At 52.1% G+C, this 19,307-nt stretch carries 15 protein-coding genes and 1 tRNA gene; 1 reads left to right on the top strand and 15 read right to left on the bottom strand.

Going from position 1 to position 19,307, the window contains the following annotated elements:
• Positions 1-10: 10 nt before the first annotated feature.
• The 6 genes from M891_RS0104740 to M891_RS0104765 all read right to left on the bottom strand — a co-directional run bounded on the left by M891_RS0104740 (position 11) and on the right by M891_RS0104765 (position 7,755).
• Positions 11-838 (bottom strand): carbohydrate ABC transporter permease, encoded by an 828-nt coding sequence (locus M891_RS0104740; RefSeq protein ID WP_028538008.1) that lies wholly within the window; start codon positions 836-838, stop codon positions 11-13.
• Positions 831-1,727, bottom strand: coding sequence for a carbohydrate ABC transporter permease (locus tag M891_RS0104745; protein WP_028538009.1), 897 nt, complete (start codon positions 1,725-1,727; stop codon positions 831-833). The genes M891_RS0104740 and M891_RS0104745 overlap by 8 nt, the downstream gene beginning before the upstream one ends.
• 103 nt (positions 1,728-1,830) lie before the next feature.
• Entirely contained in the window at positions 1,831-3,183 is a 1,353-nt protein-coding gene (locus tag M891_RS0104750; protein ID WP_028538010.1) for an ABC transporter substrate-binding protein, read from the bottom strand.
• A 199-nt stretch (positions 3,184-3,382) separates the two neighbouring features.
• The gene (locus M891_RS0104755) at positions 3,383-5,203 is read right to left on the bottom strand and encodes a cache domain-containing sensor histidine kinase (RefSeq protein WP_051416834.1); all 1,821 of its coding nucleotides are present in this window, start codon (positions 5,201-5,203) and stop codon (positions 3,383-3,385) included.
• A gap of 3 nt (positions 5,204-5,206) precedes the next feature.
• Positions 5,207-6,787 carry a response regulator transcription factor gene (locus M891_RS0104760; RefSeq protein ID WP_309599151.1) on the bottom strand — a complete coding sequence of 527 codons (1,581 nt, stop codon included), beginning with the start codon at positions 6,785-6,787 and terminating at the stop codon, positions 5,207-5,209.
• A 59-nt stretch (positions 6,788-6,846) separates the two neighbouring features.
• Positions 6,847-7,755, bottom strand: a complete 909-nt coding sequence (locus M891_RS0104765; RefSeq protein ID WP_028538013.1) for a GNAT family N-acetyltransferase — start codon at positions 7,753-7,755, stop codon at positions 6,847-6,849.
• A 130-nt stretch (positions 7,756-7,885) separates the two neighbouring features.
• Between M891_RS0104765 and M891_RS0104770 the strand changes: the two genes are divergently transcribed.
• The gene (locus M891_RS0104770) at positions 7,886-8,671 is read left to right on the top strand and encodes a lipase family protein (RefSeq protein ID WP_028538014.1); all 786 of its coding nucleotides are present in this window, start codon (positions 7,886-7,888) and stop codon (positions 8,669-8,671) included.
• A 68-nt stretch (positions 8,672-8,739) separates the two neighbouring features.
• Here M891_RS0104770 and M891_RS0104775 read toward each other — a convergent pair whose 3' ends face one another.
• The 9 genes from M891_RS0104775 to M891_RS0104815 all read right to left on the bottom strand — a co-directional run bounded on the left by M891_RS0104775 (position 8,740) and on the right by M891_RS0104815 (position 19,306).
• Positions 8,740-10,797, bottom strand: coding sequence for a serine hydrolase domain-containing protein (locus tag M891_RS0104775; protein WP_028538015.1), 2,058 nt, complete (start codon positions 10,795-10,797; stop codon positions 8,740-8,742).
• A gap of 97 nt (positions 10,798-10,894) precedes the next feature.
• Positions 10,895-12,172 (bottom strand): ATP-binding protein, encoded by a 1,278-nt coding sequence (locus tag M891_RS0104780; protein ID WP_028538016.1) that lies wholly within the window; start codon positions 12,170-12,172, stop codon positions 10,895-10,897.
• The gene (locus M891_RS0104785) at positions 12,159-12,914 is read right to left on the bottom strand and encodes a LytR/AlgR family response regulator transcription factor (RefSeq protein WP_028538017.1); all 756 of its coding nucleotides are present in this window, start codon (positions 12,912-12,914) and stop codon (positions 12,159-12,161) included. Before M891_RS0104785 ends, M891_RS0104780 begins: the two co-directional genes overlap by 14 nt.
• Before the next feature lie 148 nt (positions 12,915-13,062).
• Positions 13,063-13,147: transfer RNA gene (locus M891_RS0104790), tRNA-Leu, on the bottom strand.
• A gap of 98 nt (positions 13,148-13,245) precedes the next feature.
• Complete coding sequence (locus M891_RS0104795; protein ID WP_028538018.1) at positions 13,246-14,862, bottom strand: glycoside hydrolase family 5 protein; 1,617 nt, start codon at positions 14,860-14,862, stop codon at positions 13,246-13,248.
• A gap of 112 nt (positions 14,863-14,974) precedes the next feature.
• Positions 14,975-16,303: a glycoside hydrolase family 28 protein gene (locus M891_RS0104800; protein WP_028538019.1), complete on the bottom strand. Its 1,329-nt coding sequence runs from the start codon at positions 16,301-16,303 to the stop codon at positions 14,975-14,977.
• Complete coding sequence (locus M891_RS0104805) at positions 16,290-17,414, bottom strand: glycoside hydrolase family 88/105 protein (RefSeq protein WP_028538020.1); 1,125 nt, start codon at positions 17,412-17,414, stop codon at positions 16,290-16,292. Before M891_RS0104805 ends, M891_RS0104800 begins: the two co-directional genes overlap by 14 nt.
• Before the next feature lie 45 nt (positions 17,415-17,459).
• Positions 17,460-18,335 carry a carbohydrate ABC transporter permease gene (locus tag M891_RS0104810; protein WP_028538021.1) on the bottom strand — a complete coding sequence of 292 codons (876 nt, stop codon included), beginning with the start codon at positions 18,333-18,335 and terminating at the stop codon, positions 17,460-17,462.
• A complete protein-coding gene (locus tag M891_RS0104815; protein WP_028538022.1) occupies positions 18,335-19,306 on the bottom strand; it encodes an ABC transporter permease in 972 nt (323 codons plus the stop codon). Before M891_RS0104815 ends, M891_RS0104810 begins: the two co-directional genes overlap by 1 nt.
• Between the last annotated feature and the right edge of the window lies 1 nt (position 19,307).

Below are 19,307 nucleotides of genomic sequence, written 5' to 3' on the forward strand. Positions count from 1 at the left end.
GAGCCCCTCGTTATTTCACCGACCCGATCATCCCGGCCACAAAATGCTTCTGCATCACGAAGAAAACGATGGCCGTCGGGAGCGTCGAAATGACAATCGCCAGCATGATCAGCCCGTAATCCGGTGAATAGCTGGAACCCAGCGTGGAGATCAGCAGCGGCACCGTCTGCTTCTGCGGTGTTTGCAGCACGATCAGCGGCCACATATAGTTGTTCCAGCTGCTCATAAACGTGATAATCGCCGCTGCCGCATACGTTGTCTTCATCGTAGGCACATAAACGCGGAAGAACATCCCCAGCTCGGATAAACCGTCGATCCGGCCCGCTTCCAGCAGCTCCTTCGGGAACATCTTGGTGCTCTGGCGGAAGAAGAAGATCAGAAACGCTGTCGTCATCGTCGGCAGCACAACCGCGGCCAGCGTGTCGATACCGATCAAGGGCAACAGATTGGTAATTCGGCCGAACATGCGGTAGAGCGGCACCATCAAAGCCGCAAAAGGCAGCATCATCGACAGCAGCAGCACGTTAAATACCATGTCCTTCGCTTTGCTGCGGTAAATCTCGAAGCCATAACCCGCCAGTGAAGCGATCAGCAGGGCGAGCAGCGTCGTGGAGACGGAGACGGCCAGCGAATTCTTAAGCGCATTTAGGATATCAACGGAATCCAGCAGGTTGCGCAGGTTTGCCCCAAAATGGGAGCCCGGCAGCAGCTTGCCCCGGGTGACGTCCACCGACGGGTTCGTTGAGCTCACGATGATCCATAGAAACGGAAAAATCGAGACAAACGCCGCCACAGCGAGGAAGGCATACATCGAAAATCGTTTGGCCGCTCTAAGCATCGCGATCACCTGCCACTTTAAACTGGATGATGGATAAGAGTATGATCATCACGACAATGGAATACGACACCGTTGCCGCATACCCGAAATTTGCCGAGTATTTAAACGAGAGATTGTAGATGTACTGCGAGATCGTAGAGCTGGCGTTCCCAGGTCCGCCCTGCGTAATGTTCATCACTTCGTCGAACAGCTGCAACGTGCCGATGGTCGAAGTGATTGAAGTAAACAAGATGATCGGTTTCAGGAGCGGAATCGTAATCCGGAAAAACTGCGTCACCGCCGACGCCCCGTCGATTTTGGCCGCTTCGTAAATCGTCGGCTCGATATTTTGAATCCCTGATAGGTAAAAAATCATGTTATATCCGGTCCAACGCCAAGTGATCGCGATAATGATCGTCACCTTCGCCCAGAACGGGTCGGTGATCCAGGGGATCGGTTCGGATATGAGGTGCAAATGCAGCAGCATCAGATTCACTAATCCGTCGCCTGCAAACAGATACTTGAAAATGACCGAGTACGCGACCAGTGACGTGATGCAAGGCAGGAAAATCGCCGTGCGGAAGAAGCCTTTCCACTTCAAATTCCGGTCATTTAACACGACGGACAGCACCAAAGCCAACAACACCATGATCGGCACCTGAACAACCAGGTAAATCAATGTATTTTTGACCGCGGTCAGGAACATGGAGTCTGTAAACAACCGCCGGTAATTCCCCAGCCCGTGATAGGTCAGGTTCGAACCGGTGCCGGTTTGCAGTGATAGGATGAAGGCTTGGATCATCGGATAGAAATAAAACCAAGCGATCATCAGCACCGCAACAATGACAAAAGACCAACCGATAATCGAAGTTTTCCAGCGCAAGCGAAGTGCAGGCCCGGATGCTCTCATTGATTTCATCTCCTTCTCTTTGTAGTCCGCAAGGCCGCCTCAGAACCAGTGAAACCTTGGAACTGGGAACAGCCCAAGGTTTCATTAGTTCCTTTCGCTTCGCTTATTGCAGCTGGGATTCAGCCTGAGCTTGAGCGTCGCGCATGACGCTGTCCACATCTTTGCCGTTTAAGTAATTTTGAACTTCGATGACCAGAATGTCCTCAATCGCATAGGTGTGCAGCCCGTAATTGACCTTAGGCACTTCTTCCGTCCACTTCGCGAAATCTGCATAAATCTTCTGGCCGCCAAAGAAATCATCGGCTTTATCATAAGCAGAACCGCTGGAGGCTGCCTTCAGCGAACCAATCGCACCGATCTTCTCCAGCAGCAGGGAGTAGAATTCGCTGTCCGAACCAAACGTTTCCGCGAGGAAATTCGCTGCCGCGTCCTGACCGTCCAGGTTCATGACATACCATGAACTGCCGCCAAGGCTCGAGGCGTTCACGGAATTGGCGCTGCCCGCCAGTTTCGGCGTTGGGACAACCGCCCATTTGCCGGATTGGGAGGCTTCGGCTTTGACGGACGGCGTAATCCAGTTACCTGTAGGCACGGTCGCGACATCTCCGTTGTTAAAGGCCGCCAGGAATTGGCTCCAGTCCGAATTCATCTTGACGATATTCGCATCAAACATCGCTTTGTACGTTTCCAGCGCTTCCTTGATTACCGGATTGTCCGCCAAGTTTGGCGTTTTGCCGTCCTCCTTCAGATACCACTCTCCTGCTGACTGCGCCATCACCCGAATTAACCCGAGGTCGTTGGGATCTTGAGTCAGCATATCTTTGCCGGTAACTTCTTTGATCTTCTTGCCGATTTCGATATATTGGTTCCAATCGATGTTCGTCACATCGTCCAAGGTATAACCTGCTTGCTCCAGGTAATCCGTCCGCACATACAGCCCTGTTGCTCCGGAATCGAACGGAACGCCGTATTGCTTGCCGTTATAGCTGGTTGGCCCGATTTTGTACTCGGCGAAATCCTCTGCTTTGATCACATCAGACATATCACGGAATGCATCCGGATAAGCCTGCAGGAAGTTTTGCGCCCGGTAGTCTTCAATCAGCACAATATTGGGTAGCCCTTTGGTTGTTCCCGAATTGAGCCCGGTGTTCAACTTCTGCACGATATCGTCCTGCGCATATTCTACGATGTTCACCTTCACGTCGGGATGCTTCGCTTCATAGCGTTCTTTGGCCAGGTTCAATGCCGCAATGTTGAAGTTGGGATCCCAAGCCCAAACCGTGATTTCCTGGCTGCCTTGCGACGCTCCCCCGCCGTCTCCTGCACTCGAATCGGCTGAATTACCTGGATTTGCCGCGTTCCCACCGTTTCCTGAAGTTCCGGAACCTCCGGAACAAGCAGACACCACCAGCGTTAGCAGTAAAATGGCTAGCAGCACAATCAAGCTTTTTCTCATTTCGGTTCATCCCCCTCGTGTTTAATGATGGGCAGCGCTTTCAACCTATAAGTAAGCGCTTCCTTTTGCTCGCTTTTAGGATAGCATTGCGGTCGAACCGGCCGTTAGGAATATCTTTGTGTGGTTTGGTGATTTTCTTGTCCGTGTGAAGGAGGGGCTTTCGCGGCAGTGGTCTATTTTTTGGAAAATGGAAAAATCTTTAGACCGCATCCCCGGTAACCTCCGTTTCCTCCATTAACGGGAGCACAATGCGAATTTGCGTCCCTTGCCCTTTAACACTGGAGATCTGTACACCGTAGGACTCTCCGTACAACAGCTTGATTCGGTGATTAACGTTCTGAATACCAATACCCGCAGGCTTCCGTCTCCGCCCCTTGGAAGCGCCCGAAACTGATTCGTCAGAGGTGTGCTGCTCCAGCATTAGTTCTTGTCCGCCATTTTCCATTCCGTCCCCGTTGTCTGCCACTTCGCACACAAGCGAGTGCTCTGTTCTCGAGATCAGGATGTAGATCGTCCCTTCGGTTTTGACGTTAAACGCATGGAAAAAGGCGTTTTCGATAAACGGCTGAAGCATCAGCTTCGGAACCTTGCAATGCATACAGTCAGGCGACACGAAATAGCTTACCTTGATTCGGTCGCCGTACCGGACTTGCTTGATAAATACGTAGTTTTTCAAGTTCTCCAGTTCCTGCTCGATCGTGATCGTTTCGTTGGCATTGCTGATCGTATTTTGCAGCAGGGAGATCAGCGCATTAATCGTCTCGGCGGCCGTCTCCTTATTGCCCTTCTGCACCAACAACTTGATCGAAGCGAGTGTATTGTAAAGAAAATGCGGGTTGATCTGCCGCTGCAATGCGGCGAGCTCGGCGTTCCGCTGCTCCTTCTGCGTCTCCAGCAGCCGGTGCACATAATCGTTCAGTTCGTCCAGCATATAGTTAAACGCCTTGCTCAGCTCTCTTACCTCATAACTGCCGCTGACAGCGATATAATTGCGGAAATCCTTCTTTGTGATGGTCGACATCAGCCGAACCAAACGGGTTAACGACAGCGTTAATCGGCGTGAGATCACGAACACAACTAGCAGCGCAGCGCCAATGATAGTCAAGCAGATCAGCGCCAGTTGGCGGATGTTCATGATCTGCCCGGCGGTGTACTGCCGGTCGATCAGATTCACTAGATAGAAATGATAAGGCGGAAGCTCATTCGCCAGAATGATGGCATCTTGACCAAACGCTGTACCGTTTAAATAATCGAGCTGGTCGCGCTTCAGCGTCTCCACATCGCGTAGCAGCTCCGGCGACTTGCCGCCGATCAGCTCCGTGCGGTTGCTGGAGACCACGACTCCAGAAGGATCGAGCACCAAAACATCGTTGCCGTTGCTGGTAAAGTTGGCAAAAAAACGCCGAAACTCTGACTCCCGTATCGCGATATAGAGCATCCCGTAACTAAGCCCGCCGGTTCGGTCGACCAACGCTTTCGTAGCCACAATAAACCGTTCCTTGCCCGCTTTCCCGTCCCGCTCATCGTATTGGTACAACACTCGCAGCGGCTCGGCGGCAGCTTGGCGGGTTAACGGATCGTCGGCAAGATCCTGCGGCGACGCCGGCCAATAATTCGGATCGGTGGAATAGCTGCGCCCATTAACCCCGATAATGGTGACAGCAACATCATATGCCCCCAGATTGGACGAGATTTGCTCCATCTGCTCCGCCATGCGGTAGTAAACCTTCGACATCGCCACCGAATTCGTATCCCCGCCGGTGAGATACGTCTTCACCGAACCGCTTTGCGAGGCAAACGTGACGGCATTAACGACGGAATCGTTAAATGATTCCAGTCCAGTATTGATCTGATTTAATACCTTCCCGTTGGTGATACTGAACGTCTCAGCGAACAGCCGCTCCGCCATGCGGATGGTGATCAATGAGGTGAGCAGACACACGGCAACGATGCTGACGGTCATGACGATGAACAGTTTGGAAATCAGACGGCTGCGGCGAAATTTTTCGATCAACTTCATCCGTCATCCCCTCTTGGCGAGCTGCTGCCGCCGGTATTCCCGCGGCGACAATCCCGTATGTTTTTTGAACACTTTGGTGAAATAACTCGGGTCCGAATAACCGACGCGGCTGCCGATTTCCGAGATCGGCAATCCATCTGAACGCAGCAGTTCCATCGCCTTGGCAATCCGAACCCGGTTCAAATATTCGCTGAACCCCTCATCATTGTGAGCAGAGAAATAACTCGATAAATACGACGGATTAAAATGAAAATGCCGGCTAAGCGAGGTTAAGGTGAGCGGCTCGCCATAGTGCTCGTCGATATAGTCGAGCAGCAGCTTCATGTTACCGTCGCCGGGGAGCGGAACGCGGGCGGCAACGATCGATTCTACTTCGCTTAAGAACGTGTTAAACGCCTGCAGAGCACCCGTCGCATCCTGCGCTTCATCGATCGCTTTGAAGTAAGCGTATTTTAACCCGTCCAGTTCCTTCGCCTCACGATGAAGCTCCAAGGCAGCAAGGGTGACATGGAAGACCGCATTCCCCAGGAACGATTTGAATTCAAATGGCGTTTGCAAGTAACAACCGGCCGCTTCGGCGGCAAGTTCTCGCATTCGTGCAAAAACTTCCTCCGCCTGCCCCCGCTTCAGCCCGGACAGTAATTCCTTCATATCGAACGCAGGAAGACCGCGAGCTGGGGGCAACTCATCCGCCTGTAGGACGGTTATCCCCGGAAAATAAAACCGATAGCTCAGCAGCTTCAGCCAATCCTCCCGATACATACTCCCCAAATCGTTTAGCTCCGCAAATTCGCTGCCGATCACCCACGTTGTCTCCGGCATCGCCTCCGCCTTGTTCCGCGCGTACTCGCGAATCGCCTCAATCACTTCCTGGCTGTCCGCATCGGAAAAATTCAGCAGCATCAGCAACCGTTTGTCCCCGGTAACAATACTTTGGAGCCGCACCGGAACAGACAGCTCCTGTAATCGGCTCTCGAGCCCTGCCGCAAGTCCCTCCAGATACCCTTCCGGCTCCCCGGCCATCCACCCGGCATCCGTGCCGGTCAGCAGGAACCGCTCGTAGGGGAAAGCTGCCGCCAGCCGTGCATCCCCCTCCTCCGGCGCGTATCCGTCAATCAGACGTTCAAGCAAACGGACGAGCGGCAGGTCACCGCGCGCAGCTTCCTGGAGCGCCAGCCCGGGGATTTTGCGGGCAGTTCTTTGCAGTACCTGCAACAGCTCCTCCGTCTCCAACTTGGGCTTGAGGATGTAGTCCGCGACACCGCTCTGGAATGTGGAACGCACATACTCGAACTCCCCAAAGCTGCTGAGCACAATCACCTCGACCTGCGGGTAACGGGCTTTCAGCACGCGGGTAAATTCCTCCCCATCCATCACCGGCATGACAATATCCGTAATGACGATATGCGGTGACAGCTGCTCCACCAGCTTTAACGCCTCTTTGCCATTCGCTGCTTCGCCGACAATTTGAAATCCTTGCTGCCCCCAATCCAGATGGTGCTTAATCCCCTGCCGTACCAACAGCTCGTCATCAACGATCAGAACCCGGCAAAGCTCACTCATATCGATCCCCCCAGCATCCATGAATGTTCACTCCTGATGACAACGGTTACAAAAAAAGTGAACCGGCGGTCTCCCGCCGCTCACCGACACCGCAGATCCAGCCGATAATTCACAGCGTATTCCACCTCTTTGAATCCTTCTTGAAGATATAAGGCCTTCGCCCGTTCATTTTCCGCATTCACGCACAGGATAGTCCGGTGATAGCCGCTTTCCCGGCCAAACTCCATGGCCCGCCGCAGCAGCAGACGTCCCAGCCCCTTCCCCTGATATTCAGGGAGAAGCGCCAACGAACCGATGTTCATGATCGGCGCATCCAGATATTCATCGTCCGAACAGCGCACGATGCCGACCGGCCGTCCCTCATGAACCAAGAAGATCATCCCGCCGTCCAGATAATCCGCCTCCTTGGCATACTTCGCCGCCATATCCGGTGTGATCGGTGTCTGGCTGCCTTTTAACTGGGAGAAGCCGGCGTTCCGCACGGCGCACCAGGCTCCCTCGTCCTCCCCGGGACGAAACCCGCGCAGACTGTAGCCTTTCGGAATTTCATAGGGCACAGGCTCCAGCTGCTCGTTCACCAACAGGAAGGAGTACCGCTCCACCTGAAAACCAAGCTGCGGAACGATCTCCATCAGCCCGGGATTGACGGACGGGACAAAAATAAACATCTTGTCCAAGCCCTCGCCATGCTTCACGATTTCGTCAAGCAAGCGCCGATACACCGCCAGATCTCCCGTCTCGCTATGCAAAATGCGAAAACGCGCCTGTAGGCCTTTCCGCTGATAGGCATCAGCAATAATGGAAGCAGTGCCAATCAACTCTCCCTCCCTATTAACAGCGATATAGGTGGGGTGTTCTTCGTGAATTTGAAATTCCGTCAAATCCTCTTCATACAGGAAGGAATCGTCGACCTCTTGACGATGCTTCCGGCAATACGCCTTGAAGTCCTCCAGCCGCTCCGAACTTAAGGCCGATATCTGAATGTCCATATGGGGTCCTCCGCCGATAGTTATTTCCAGTCGTCCCTATTATATAAGACCGGGTCAATGGCGCACTATAGCATCTTCCTTCCTCACGCTTAATATATTTGAAAGCAGGAAGACGCAAGGAGGGTGGATGATGGAGCTTAACCAGAATCAAGTCCAGCGTGCGATGTTCTTAGCCGCGGTGTGCAGCCAGACCTATGCGCAATTCAAAAATCCAGACGGTTCATTTGTTCTTCCGCCTCCTTATGCGCTGTACGATACGCTCGAAGCGAAATCTTTGATTGGAGTATGGGAACGTTTCGGATTTATTTGGCATTCGCCGGAGGAGATCATCATTGCTTTCCGTGGAACAAGCTCGGCCTCCAATTGGATCGCTGATGCCATCGCAACCCAGCAGAAATTCAAATGGGCCAAGGATGCTGGCAGCACACACAAGGGATTTACCGGGATATATGCATCCGCCCGCCGCCAGATCTACTCCGCGCTGCGTCGGCTTCCCGAAGACAAACCGCTATATCTCACCGGTCACAGCCTAGGGGCCGCATTAGCCACGCTATGTGCAATGGATATCGCTGTCAATACGAACCGGGTTCCCATCCTGTTTACGTTTGGTTCTCCTCGCGTGGGAGACCCGGATTTCGTTCAGGCCTTTTCGCAGCACGTCCCCAACAGCTACCGGATTCATAATGAATTTGATGCGGTGACCCACATCCCTCCAACTGTGTTCAAGCTGCCCAAACAAGCCAAAACCTACTATTACCGACATGTCCCCGTCTCGTATCCTTTGTACTTCGCCGACACTTCATTATCTACCAATCATGGAATCGGGAGCTATTTTGCTGAACTGGCGAAGCTCGATCCGGGTTACGCCCAATATTTATCCACTCTAAGTCCAGGCTTCTGTCCAGAACCCACCTGAGTATAGAAAAAAGCCGCTGCCCGGCATCATATGCTTGGCTAGCGGCTTTTGGATTCATATCGGATTATTTACTTATTACTTAAATGAATGCGGAATACATCACCTGCCTGCCCGCCAAAGACGATCTTCCCGCCGGCCGGCAGTGGAATGGAATTTTGCTTACGAATGATCGACGAGTGGACCATCAGCCCTTGTTCGTCATATACGATGAAGCCGCCGCTACCTTCCATGTTCACGGTCATCGTCCGCCCGGCCAAGGACGGCTGAATGTGAAACCATCTTGCTTGGCCGCTTGGTTGAATGGTAATCTTCGATTCCTTACCAGCGTAAAGGTTCGGAATCCCGTCCTCGCGAATGTAGGTTTGACCATTTACATCCAAAATCTCTGCGCCGCTGGACTTTGAGAATTTGAAATCAAACGCATCCCGGCCGTTCATATTCGGAATTTCCATCACGTTAACCGCTTGATTCGCATCCACGATCTTCGCGCCGTTGGCATATCCGTAATCCAGATCAAGCGCTAACGTTTTGTTGATAATGGCCGTGGACAAGTAAAAAAACGAATTGATTTTTTCGTCCAGCGCATAGTATGTTTTGCCGTCTCTGGCTTTCCATTGTTCCTTCACCGTTTGGCTCAGCGGCTGGGCTTCCAGCTTCTGATATTCGTAGGACACCATATGCATTTGGCTAAGCCCCGGGAAGTTCAAATCAGTGTCCAGCTTCAAATAGATTTTGCCGTTGGTTTCCTTCACAAAGCTGACATTCGTGGCGCCATCGCTGCTCGTAAATCGGCCATTCCCTGTATATACATACGTTTGTTCCGGAATCAGCCCGCTCATTTGCGCGGGTAATTCGAATTCCCCTTGCTTGATCTCTACCTTCATCGTTTCGCCGACCATGCCGTATAGCCCAGAATAAGCTTGCAGCTCTTTAGGCATTTCAACTTTTACAGGAGCCTCGAAGGTTGGGTCAGGTTGGATCTCGTCAATCCAGCCTTTCTCATTCAAATACTCCAGTAAGACTCTAGCGGCAAATGCACTGTTATAGAACGAGCTTCCTCCCGAAGAAAGGACAGAGATCGAGATGTGCTGCTCCGGCAAAACGATCAGTGCAGCGTGATACACAATCGTATCGCCGCCTTTCGATAAAGCGGTGATGCCGTAATCTCCAAAAGGAGCCAAATCCACTGCGTCCCAACCCAATCCGTAGTTAAACACATTGGATTCTTCTTCTACCCAGATGCCGTTGCGATATTCGTGGGCTTGCATCGATTTCGCGGCAGCCTTGGACAACAGTTCGGGACGGTCGCCCATCAGCACCTCTGCATATTTCACCAAATCTTCAGCGGTGGAGTACAGGCCGCCCGCACCCAGGATATTGGCATTCTCTGCTGGCAAAACCTCTTCCACTCCCGGAAAATAAGCTTTCGCCAGCTTCGCGCGGTTAAAGGTGTCCAGCGGCGTTTTCGTATTTACCAGTCCCAACGGCTGGTTGAAATGTTGATTCAGGTAGTCGGTATAGCTCATTCCGCTGACCCGTTCCACCAAAATCTCCAGCAACGTAAAACCGTCATTACAGTAAACCGAATAGGCGCCTGGATCGGACTTCAAATGCTCGGAGCGCAGCTTGCGCAGCAACTCGTCATGGCTTTGCGTATCGTTGTCATCAAACAACATGCTGTTCTCATAGTGGGTCCCATACAATCCGGACGAGTGATTTAGCAGCATGCGCGGCGTAATTTGGCGATACCGTTCATCCGCCATTTTAAAGTCATTGATATACGTCGTGAGCGGTTCATCCAAATCAACGAGCTTGGCGTCAACCAGCTGCATCGTCGCCGCAGCGACAATCATTTTGCTGACTGAGCCAATTCCATACATCGTAGTAGGAGTCACCGGCGCTCCCTTCTCTTTATCCGCTAATCCCGCTCCATCCGACAACGTGATTTTTCCGTGGTCCATAATCGCATATTGCAGGCTGGTCACATCGTAATCTGCGATCACGGTTTGAGCCAGCGCCTGCGCTTTGTCCTTGATGGTGCTTGCTTCCGCTTGAACACTTCCTTGACCTACCGGTACGATCAATACCAGCAAGAACGCCAGGAAGCCAAAGATCCATTTCTTCATGTGATGATTCCTCCCTGTACCTTGATCTGTGTTTTACAGGTCTTATCGTACAGGAAGGCAGATGGGAAGAGACGTATTTGGTTCCGAAACGCAAAATTTAATCCCTGAACGGCAAAATCACCATGTTATTAAACGTCTTATTGCCGGTTTCGATCGTCATGTTCCCGCCGTACTTGTCACAAATGCGGGAGATGTTGGTGAGACCGATGCCGTGAAACTCCCGGTTCGGCTTCTGGCTCTGCAGACGGGTCACGTTCTGCTCCGTATGGTTCAGGATTTGAATCGTGAGGGCATGCGCGTCCGAGCGGATACGAATCAGAATATAGCGATCTTCCGCCACCCTGACTTTCTTGGAAGCTTCCAGGGCGTTATCCAGCATATTACCGAGAACAACGCAGAGGTCATAGCGGTCGATGTTCAGCTCCTGCGAATGGAGCTGTAGCTGTGTATCGATCCGAATGCCGTTCGCTTCACCGATGTTAAGCGCATTGGTCACCAGCGCATCGATTACGAGATGGCCGGTATTCACCCGATGATAAGCGTCTTCGACCTTATTTAGCGTAACCCGAATATGCTCTAACGCCGCAGCCGTATCCCCGCGCTTCATGCACTCTTCGATATATAGAAAATGCTGGTTTGTATCGTGGATGATGCGTTTAATCGACTTGAAGCTATGTACCGTTTTTTCATAGTTGGCGTCCTGATAGTCCATCTGCCGCTGCAATTGGAAGTTCTCCTGCTGGATTTGGAATTTGTCCATCATCGTGTCAAACATATAGATCACCAAAACATTCAGGAGCAACAACCCAATGACCCAAATGAAGAAATGCAGATTCTTCTCACTGGTCGCCGCCAGCAAATTGACCTGATAAATGCTGAACACCGGTACGAACAGAAAGAGCAGGTAATAGCCGGGCTTTAACGGATACGTCCGCCGTTTGGCCACCATCCGGATCAACTGAATGACGACAAACATCAAAATGCAGGACAGCAACAAGGTTTTCGCGGACGCCGTAAAATTGGTAGGTTCAAAGTCCCGAAATTCATCCGCATCGAGCGTATAGAAAATAAAAATGGACAGCGAATTCACAATCGACATCAACACGCCGTACAACACGGTAAACATAAGTTTATTTTTTAACTCTACCTGGTACGTATCCGCCAGACTATAGATCAATAGCAGCGCCACGCCGGAGGCAAACCACTCCAAATCAAGCGTCAAATAAACCGATGCCAACAACGCGAATAGAACAAAATGCGCGAATCGCTGCGGTTTACGGGTTGCTCTTCCAAACACTGAATCAAAGAAGAAAATAATCTGAAACCCCAGCACAAACACGCTGCTGATCAGAATCGGAAGATTAAATGGAATCATGGGTAATATCCTTCATCACCTTATATTTGGTATAGAAATCCTTTACTTCTTTCACTTTCGAGCGTCCGATTGGCAGCTCCAGCCCGTTCGACATCTGTACGAAATTGCCCGCAAATTTAACCACGTGGTTGAGGTTGATGATAATCGAACGATGGATTTGTAAGAAATGGCTGTCCTTTAGCGCTTCCGCATACTTCGAGATCAGCCCCTTACTTTCAACCACCTTGGAAACGGTGATGAACTTGAGTTTATTTTTCATCGTTAGGCTCTTGGCGGATTCAATCGCGATAATCTCCTCATGCTTCAGCACCACTTCTTCATAGCCGGACTGGACGATCAAAAATTTCTTCTCTTGCGCTTGGAAGTAATGACAAAGCTTGAGCACCTTCTCCTCCAGCACGAAGGGCTCAACGGGCTTAATCAGATATTGAAAAATAAACACGTCAAAACTCTCCACCATATATTCAGGATAACTCGTCAAAAAGATAATCTGCTCATCCAGATGCTGAAGCTCCCGGATTTTGCGGGCCGCAGCAATGCCGTTGATCCCGCCCATCTCCACATCCAAAATGAGAATATGAAACGGCGTCTGCCCTTGTTCATAATGGGCTACCAGCGCCTCTCCCGAAGGAAACTGTTCGATGTCAAATTCGATATTGGATTTAAAAGATAACGCCAGCAGCATCTGCTTGATCTGCTCACGCTGTTGCTTCTCATCATCACAAATCGCCACTCGAAACAATGCGGCCTCACCTCGCTTGTATGGATTACTCTCTTGCCCGCAGCTTTACGCGATTATCCCTTTCACTCCGCTGTTCACTATGCCTAGTATGCAAAAAAAGCTCTTAAATTCTACAGGAGAATTCAAGAGCTTCTAGCAGTTTAAACGATGCGGTCGAGAGGACTCGAACCTCCACGGGGGGTTAGCCCACACGGACCTGAACCGTGCGCGTCTGCCAATTCCGCCACGACCGCTTAATGTGATCTCTCCGCGAAAGCCGTTAAACCATTTTTCGCGGCGACAAGATATAAAATATCATGCGCCGCGAAAAGAGTCAAGCCTTTTTTTCAATTTATTCCACTGTAATGGCATGCAACTCGACTCGGCCCGTCTCCACACTAACGGTTAGCGTGGTCTTCGCGGCCTCAACAAGTACGGCGCTGTAGCGGCTGACATCTTGGCTTGGAGAAATCGTCAGACGCGCGCGCTCAACCCCATCTTGCTTCAATGTGATCACCGTTTCTTCCCGGCAAATCAACTCCAGCATCGCCGTGTTGCCTGCCTCGAGTCCGCAGAACGAATAGGCGGCAAACTCGCCGTCCGCAAGCTCGAGCGCGAGATTTTGCCAGCCGCAATCAAACCCGAACTTCTTCGGTTGCGGCTCATCTGAGATCGGCACGATTTTCATGCCCGTTTGGGCCCGGTATTTATAAATGTTCCCTTCCGTGCGGCGTCCGCTGAACGAGATGCCTCTGCCCGGCAGCTCATCAAAATCTGTACCGCGAACCCGAGAGCCCGGCTTGCGGAAGACCGCCGCGGTTACCTCTGGATGAGGAGTGCAGTTCTCTACCTTGATGTTATCTAAATAAGCATCAAGAATCTGCCGTGCGCGCTCATAACTTGGTCGTGCTCCGCCCTCGACATAAGCCAGCAGCTCGTCCCAGCCATCAGGTTTGTTCACCGAATACGGCGAGTTGGCGCGCTCCATCTTCTTCCACGGCCATAAGTTGTAGCCGATCCCCAGCGACAAGGCTAACGGATACATCGCCGCAAACCACTCCAGCTCGTTCTCCCCGGTCTCGCCAAGCCATAGCGGTTGATCCAGCGTCTCGGACAGCTTAAGGAACTCCTCGTACGCTTCTTTGCCGGGTTTGCAAGCGTATCGATGGAAATGGATCACCATATTGGGATCATAACGTTTATAAAATATTGCCGTATTCGTCGCCCAGTGATGCCCTTCCACCGACAGCAGATGTCGGTCGTCCATTTCCCGAATCGCTGCAATTACTTCATCATAAAATGCCGCCAGCCGCCGAACGAGGTAATCCTCGTGTTTGCCTTCCATCAAACCGGGACGAACCGGCTCATTTAACAGGTCGTACCCGCCGACGATCCAGCGGTCGCGATACCGCCGCGCCAACTCCTTCCACAGCTCGATTGCTTTGTTCCAGCTTTCCTCATCGGTGAACAAGCGAGGGAAATCGTCGATCGAGTCGTCGATGTTGGCTCCGGTCTGTCCGCCAGGCGCTCCATGCATATCCAGAAAGGCGTAGAGACCAAACTCCTCGCACCAATCCAAACAGCGGTCGATCAATGCAAACCCGTCCTCTTTCCAGCGGATGCCCGGCTCGTCCTCCATCAGCAATCTCCAATTAAAAGGAATGCGGACTGAGTTATACCCCTGCTCCGCCATGCGCCGGATATCTTCGCGGGTCACATAGTTCTCTCGGAAACGCTTCCAAAATTCTTCCGCATAATCCGCTCCGGCCAATTCCTGAATGACGGCCTCAATCCGCCGCGGGCGATCGAACCGGGAGTGATGGGATAGCCACATATAGCCTTCGCATAAGAGCCAATTCCCCAGTCCCCAGCCCGTCAGCAGGATCTCCTCTCCATCGCCGTTGACGATTTTTGTTCCTTCTGCGCGGAGAAAGCCTTTCACCCGCGAGCGGTCCGTATGTTCGTGCATCGTTCGAGTCCTCCCCCTGTTGATCGGTTTATACGCCATCATTATAGCACCCTGCTGCTGCCTGGGCGGAAAATCCGATATTTGCGTCCTCAACCCGAAAATTGCACCCCTCTTAATGCCGCTCCACTAAAGACTCCGGCTTAGCAGTTCGGAGTGAGCGGCACCCCGTAAGTTCTACATCCTCCCCGTGTTCAATATAAAAAGCCGGACCCTCGTGGTTTTCAACCGACACTTGGTTAAATCGTACGTCCCGCACATTTCCCAGGTAGAACCCGCGCCGCACCATCTCCTCGATTCCATCCATCATGGCAGGACGGCCGGGAATCGCGTCCTTCGCCATGGAAATCTCGATACGGTCGAAGGTGATTTCGGAAATGTACTGCTCCGCCAATCCATACAAGAAGCCGGCAGCGGCATGTACTTCGCGCGCGGTAATGTCGGAGAAATGAATCCGGCGGAACTGCGGGGTTGCCTCCGTGATGGGATACGGATTTTTGTCCCACACATATTTCTCCTTACCGCATGGACCGCAAAAATAATATAGATTCATAATAAAAGGACAGATCACGTTATTCATCACGAGGTTGCTGACGCGGATATCCTCAACGATACCTCCTCGGCCGCGACGGGACTTGAGCCGAATGCCGCGGTCCGTGTGCTGGAAGACGCAATTCGAGATCGTCACGTTCCGGATACTTCCGCTCATTTCGCTCCCGATTACCACCCCGCCGTGACCGTGAATCATCGTGCAGTTGGTGATGGTAATGTTCTCACAAGGAACCCGCTCCGCCGTCTCCTCCGTACCTGCCTTAATCGCAATGCAATCGTCCCCGACATCGATATGGCAGTTGCTGATTCGCACGTTCGAGCACGATTCCGGGTTAATTCCGTCCGTATTCGGAGAGTCCGCCGGATTCAGAATTGATACGTTGTCAATCGTCACGTTTTGGCAGCAAATCGGGTTGACCGTCCAGCTAGGGGAGTCGACCAATGTGACGTCTTTAATCGTTACCCGCCTGCAGTGGTCGAAGCTGATTAACTTCGGACGCGGATAGTGCAGCTCCTCCGGACGGTTCCGGTGCTTCTCCCACCAGGGCTGGCCGTTCCCGTTGATGCATCCGTTCCCCGTGACAGACACATTCTCGAGATCTTCCCCGTAGATGCAGGAGGCATGGACCTCCCGTTGCACCCCTTCCCATCTGGACTGTACGACCGGATAATCATCCGGGTTAGTGCTGAAGGACAACACCGCCCCAGGGCTTAACCTAAGCTCGATATGGCTCTTCAAGAAAATCGCTCCGGTCACAAATGTTCCTGCTGGCACGAGCACCGTACCTCCGCCGGCTTCACTTGCCGCCGTAATCGCGGCCGCAATGGCTGCGGTTGCGGGAACTCCACTGTCCTTCACAGCCCCATAATCAACGATATTATACATGCACATCCGCAGGATCTTCCTTTCTGCTGAGGAGCATTTCCATTTGGGTGCAGGCCATCACAAACGCGCCAACCCCGTGCAGATCGTTTTTCACTTTCGGGCGCGCCGCGTAATGGTCATAATCCCCTGCCGATGTACCGATACAGATATCCGGCAACACCAGACGGCCTTTATCGTCCCATTCCACGACTCGGGTCAGCCCTTCGTATCCCCGCAATGCGGCACGCCCGGCATCTTCACCGGCCAGTCCTTGCTGCACCGCTTTAGCCAAGGTGTATACGAACAAGCAGGAGCCCGACGTTTCCAGCCAGTTATCCGGGCGATCACCTTTATCAACCACCTGATACCAGAGCCCGCTCTCTTGATCCTGATAACGGATCAGTGCATCCACGAAACTGGAGAACGCCCTCGCAAGCTCCGCCCTCCCCGGCTCGTCTGCCGGCAGCAAATCGAGGAATTGAGCCAGCGCCAAGCCGTACCAGCCCAGCGAGCGGCTCCAAAATTCCGGGGAACAGCCGGTTTCCGGATTCGCCCAAGGCATCCGCCGACTCTCGTCCCAAGCATGATAGAGCAAGCCGCTTTTGGCGTCGAGCATATGTTTGCGCATCAGCTTCTCCTGGTGCAATACTTCAGCCCGAAGCCCTGATTCCCCGAACGCATTTGCATATTTTAGCGAAAAGACCCCGGCCATATAGAGTCCATCCAACCACATCTGATACGGATACTTATCCTTATGCCAATAACCGCCCTCACTCGTGCGATTCAGCGTCAGCAGCAAGTAACGCAGTTTCTCAGCAGCGATTCGATATTTAGACTTCCCGGTTCGTTCATATAGTGGAAACAGCAGCAAACCAGCCTGCACGGCATCCAGCTCATCGCGGGCGAACATCAAATTGCCCTGCTCATCCACCAAGTCATCTACATATTGTTGAATGTACTGGATGTACTTCTCCTCCTGAACGACCTCCCACAGCTGTTCCATCCCGCACAGAAAGACGCCTTGATGATAATGCCAGCGATGAGCGGGAGGGAGAGTTCCCGCATCCTGGTATATGTCCATCATCGAATCGCATGCCTTCTTCGCCCAAGCTATAGGAGAGTCTGGACGTTGCCCCATCTTTCTCCAACTCCTTCCGCTTCGGATTTCATCGCCATAGACCCCTCACCCTTTCATCGATCCCAGCAAAGCTCCTTTGGCAAAATGCTTCTGCAGATACGGATACACCAGCAAAATCGGCAGAGTGGCAACCACGATGACCGCCATCTTGATTGTCTGATCCGGCGGCGGCACAGTTCCATCCAATTCGGCGCTGTGGTCCAGCCCGCTCGCGAGCACGACGATTTGTCGCAGCAGCACTTGGATCGGCCATTTGGCGCTGTCGTTCAAATACAAAATCGCCGACATGTACGTATTCCAATACGTCACCGCATAGAACAGGGAAATCGTGGCGATGGCCGGCATGGACAGCGGCAGCACGATTTTAAACAGGATGCCAAAGTCGTTGCAGCCGTCGATCCGCGCGGACTCCTCCAAGCCCTCCGGAATGTTCTGAAAGAAGTTCTTCAGAATGATCATATTAAATGCGCTGATCGCAGAGGGAATGATTAAGGAAGCATACGTATCGATCATCCCCAGCTCCTTCACAACCAGGAACGTCGGAATCAAGCCGCCGTTAAACAGCATCGTAAAAACAACAAGAAAATTGATGGTTCTTCGGCCATCAAGGTCTTTACGCGCCAGCCCATATGCCATCAGCGCTGTCAGCAGCATGCTGAACAACGTACCGACGAGCGTGACGCCAACGGAAACCCCCATCGCCCTAAAAATCGTGTTCGTTGAAAAAATAAACCGATAGGCTTCCAAACTCCATACTTTGGGAATCAGCACGAATTTATTTGCCGCCAGCTCTGCGTTTGTCGTAAAAGAACCGGCCACGACATGCACGAAGGGCAGCACCGTAATCAACGAAATTATGGCCAACAGCGTAAAATTAATCGCCGCATAAATACGACCGCTGATCGATCGATCCTCCACCATCAGTAAACGCCCTCCTCCCCGAACTTCTTGGATAGTTTGTTGACCAGCATGACCAGGATCAGGCCGATGACGGATTTGAAGAATCCAATCGCCGTGCTGTAGCTGTATTGTCCTTGCCGCAGCCCTGCGGTGTACACATACGTATCAATAATCTCCGCAACCTGCCGGTTCATCGAATTCAACAGCAGATAGACATGCTCGAAGCCTAAATCCAGCACATGCCCGATTTTCAAAATAAACAGCGTTATGATCACACCCCGGATCGACGGAAGTGTAATATGCCATACCTGACGCATCCGTCCGGCACCGTCCATCCGTGCCGCCTCATACAATCCAGGATCGATGGCCGCCATGCCGGCCAGGTAGATGATCGTCCCCCAGCCGGCCTCCCGCCAAATGACCTGAAGGATGTACATCGGCCGGAACCAGTCAGGGTTCAGCAGGAAGTTGATCTTCTCGAAGCCAAAGTACACCAACAGTTCATTGATAATCCCGCCGTCCATCGTCACCATCACGTAAGTAATCGACACGATAATGACCCAGGACATAAAATGCGGCAAGTAGACGAAGGTTTGGAACAGCCTTTTAAAGAAGTTCCCTCTTAGCTCGTTTAGCATTAACGCCAGAATGATCGGCACCGGGAAATAGATAAACAGGTTGAGCGCAAACAAGATCACCGTGTTTTTCAAAATCATCATAAAATCCGGTTCCGTAAACAGCCGCTGAAAATGCTCCAATCCTACCCATTCGCTGCCCCGAATGCCGTTATACGGCTTGTAGTCCTGAAAGGAAATGATCAGCCCGTACATCGGCAAATATTTGAAGATGATAAAATAGAGCACGCCGGGCAGCAGCATCACATACAGCCATTTATTTCGCCACAGCCGCTTGCGAAGCTGTGCGGCCTTCGTGCGTCGATCGGGCGACGGAAGCTTCGTCGCAACGGAGGATGGAACAGTTGCCTCTCTCATA

The organism is Paenibacillus sp. J14, assembly GCF_000518465.1.
Classification (GTDB): domain Bacteria; phylum Bacillota; class Bacilli; order Paenibacillales; family Paenibacillaceae; genus Fontibacillus; species Fontibacillus barengoltzii.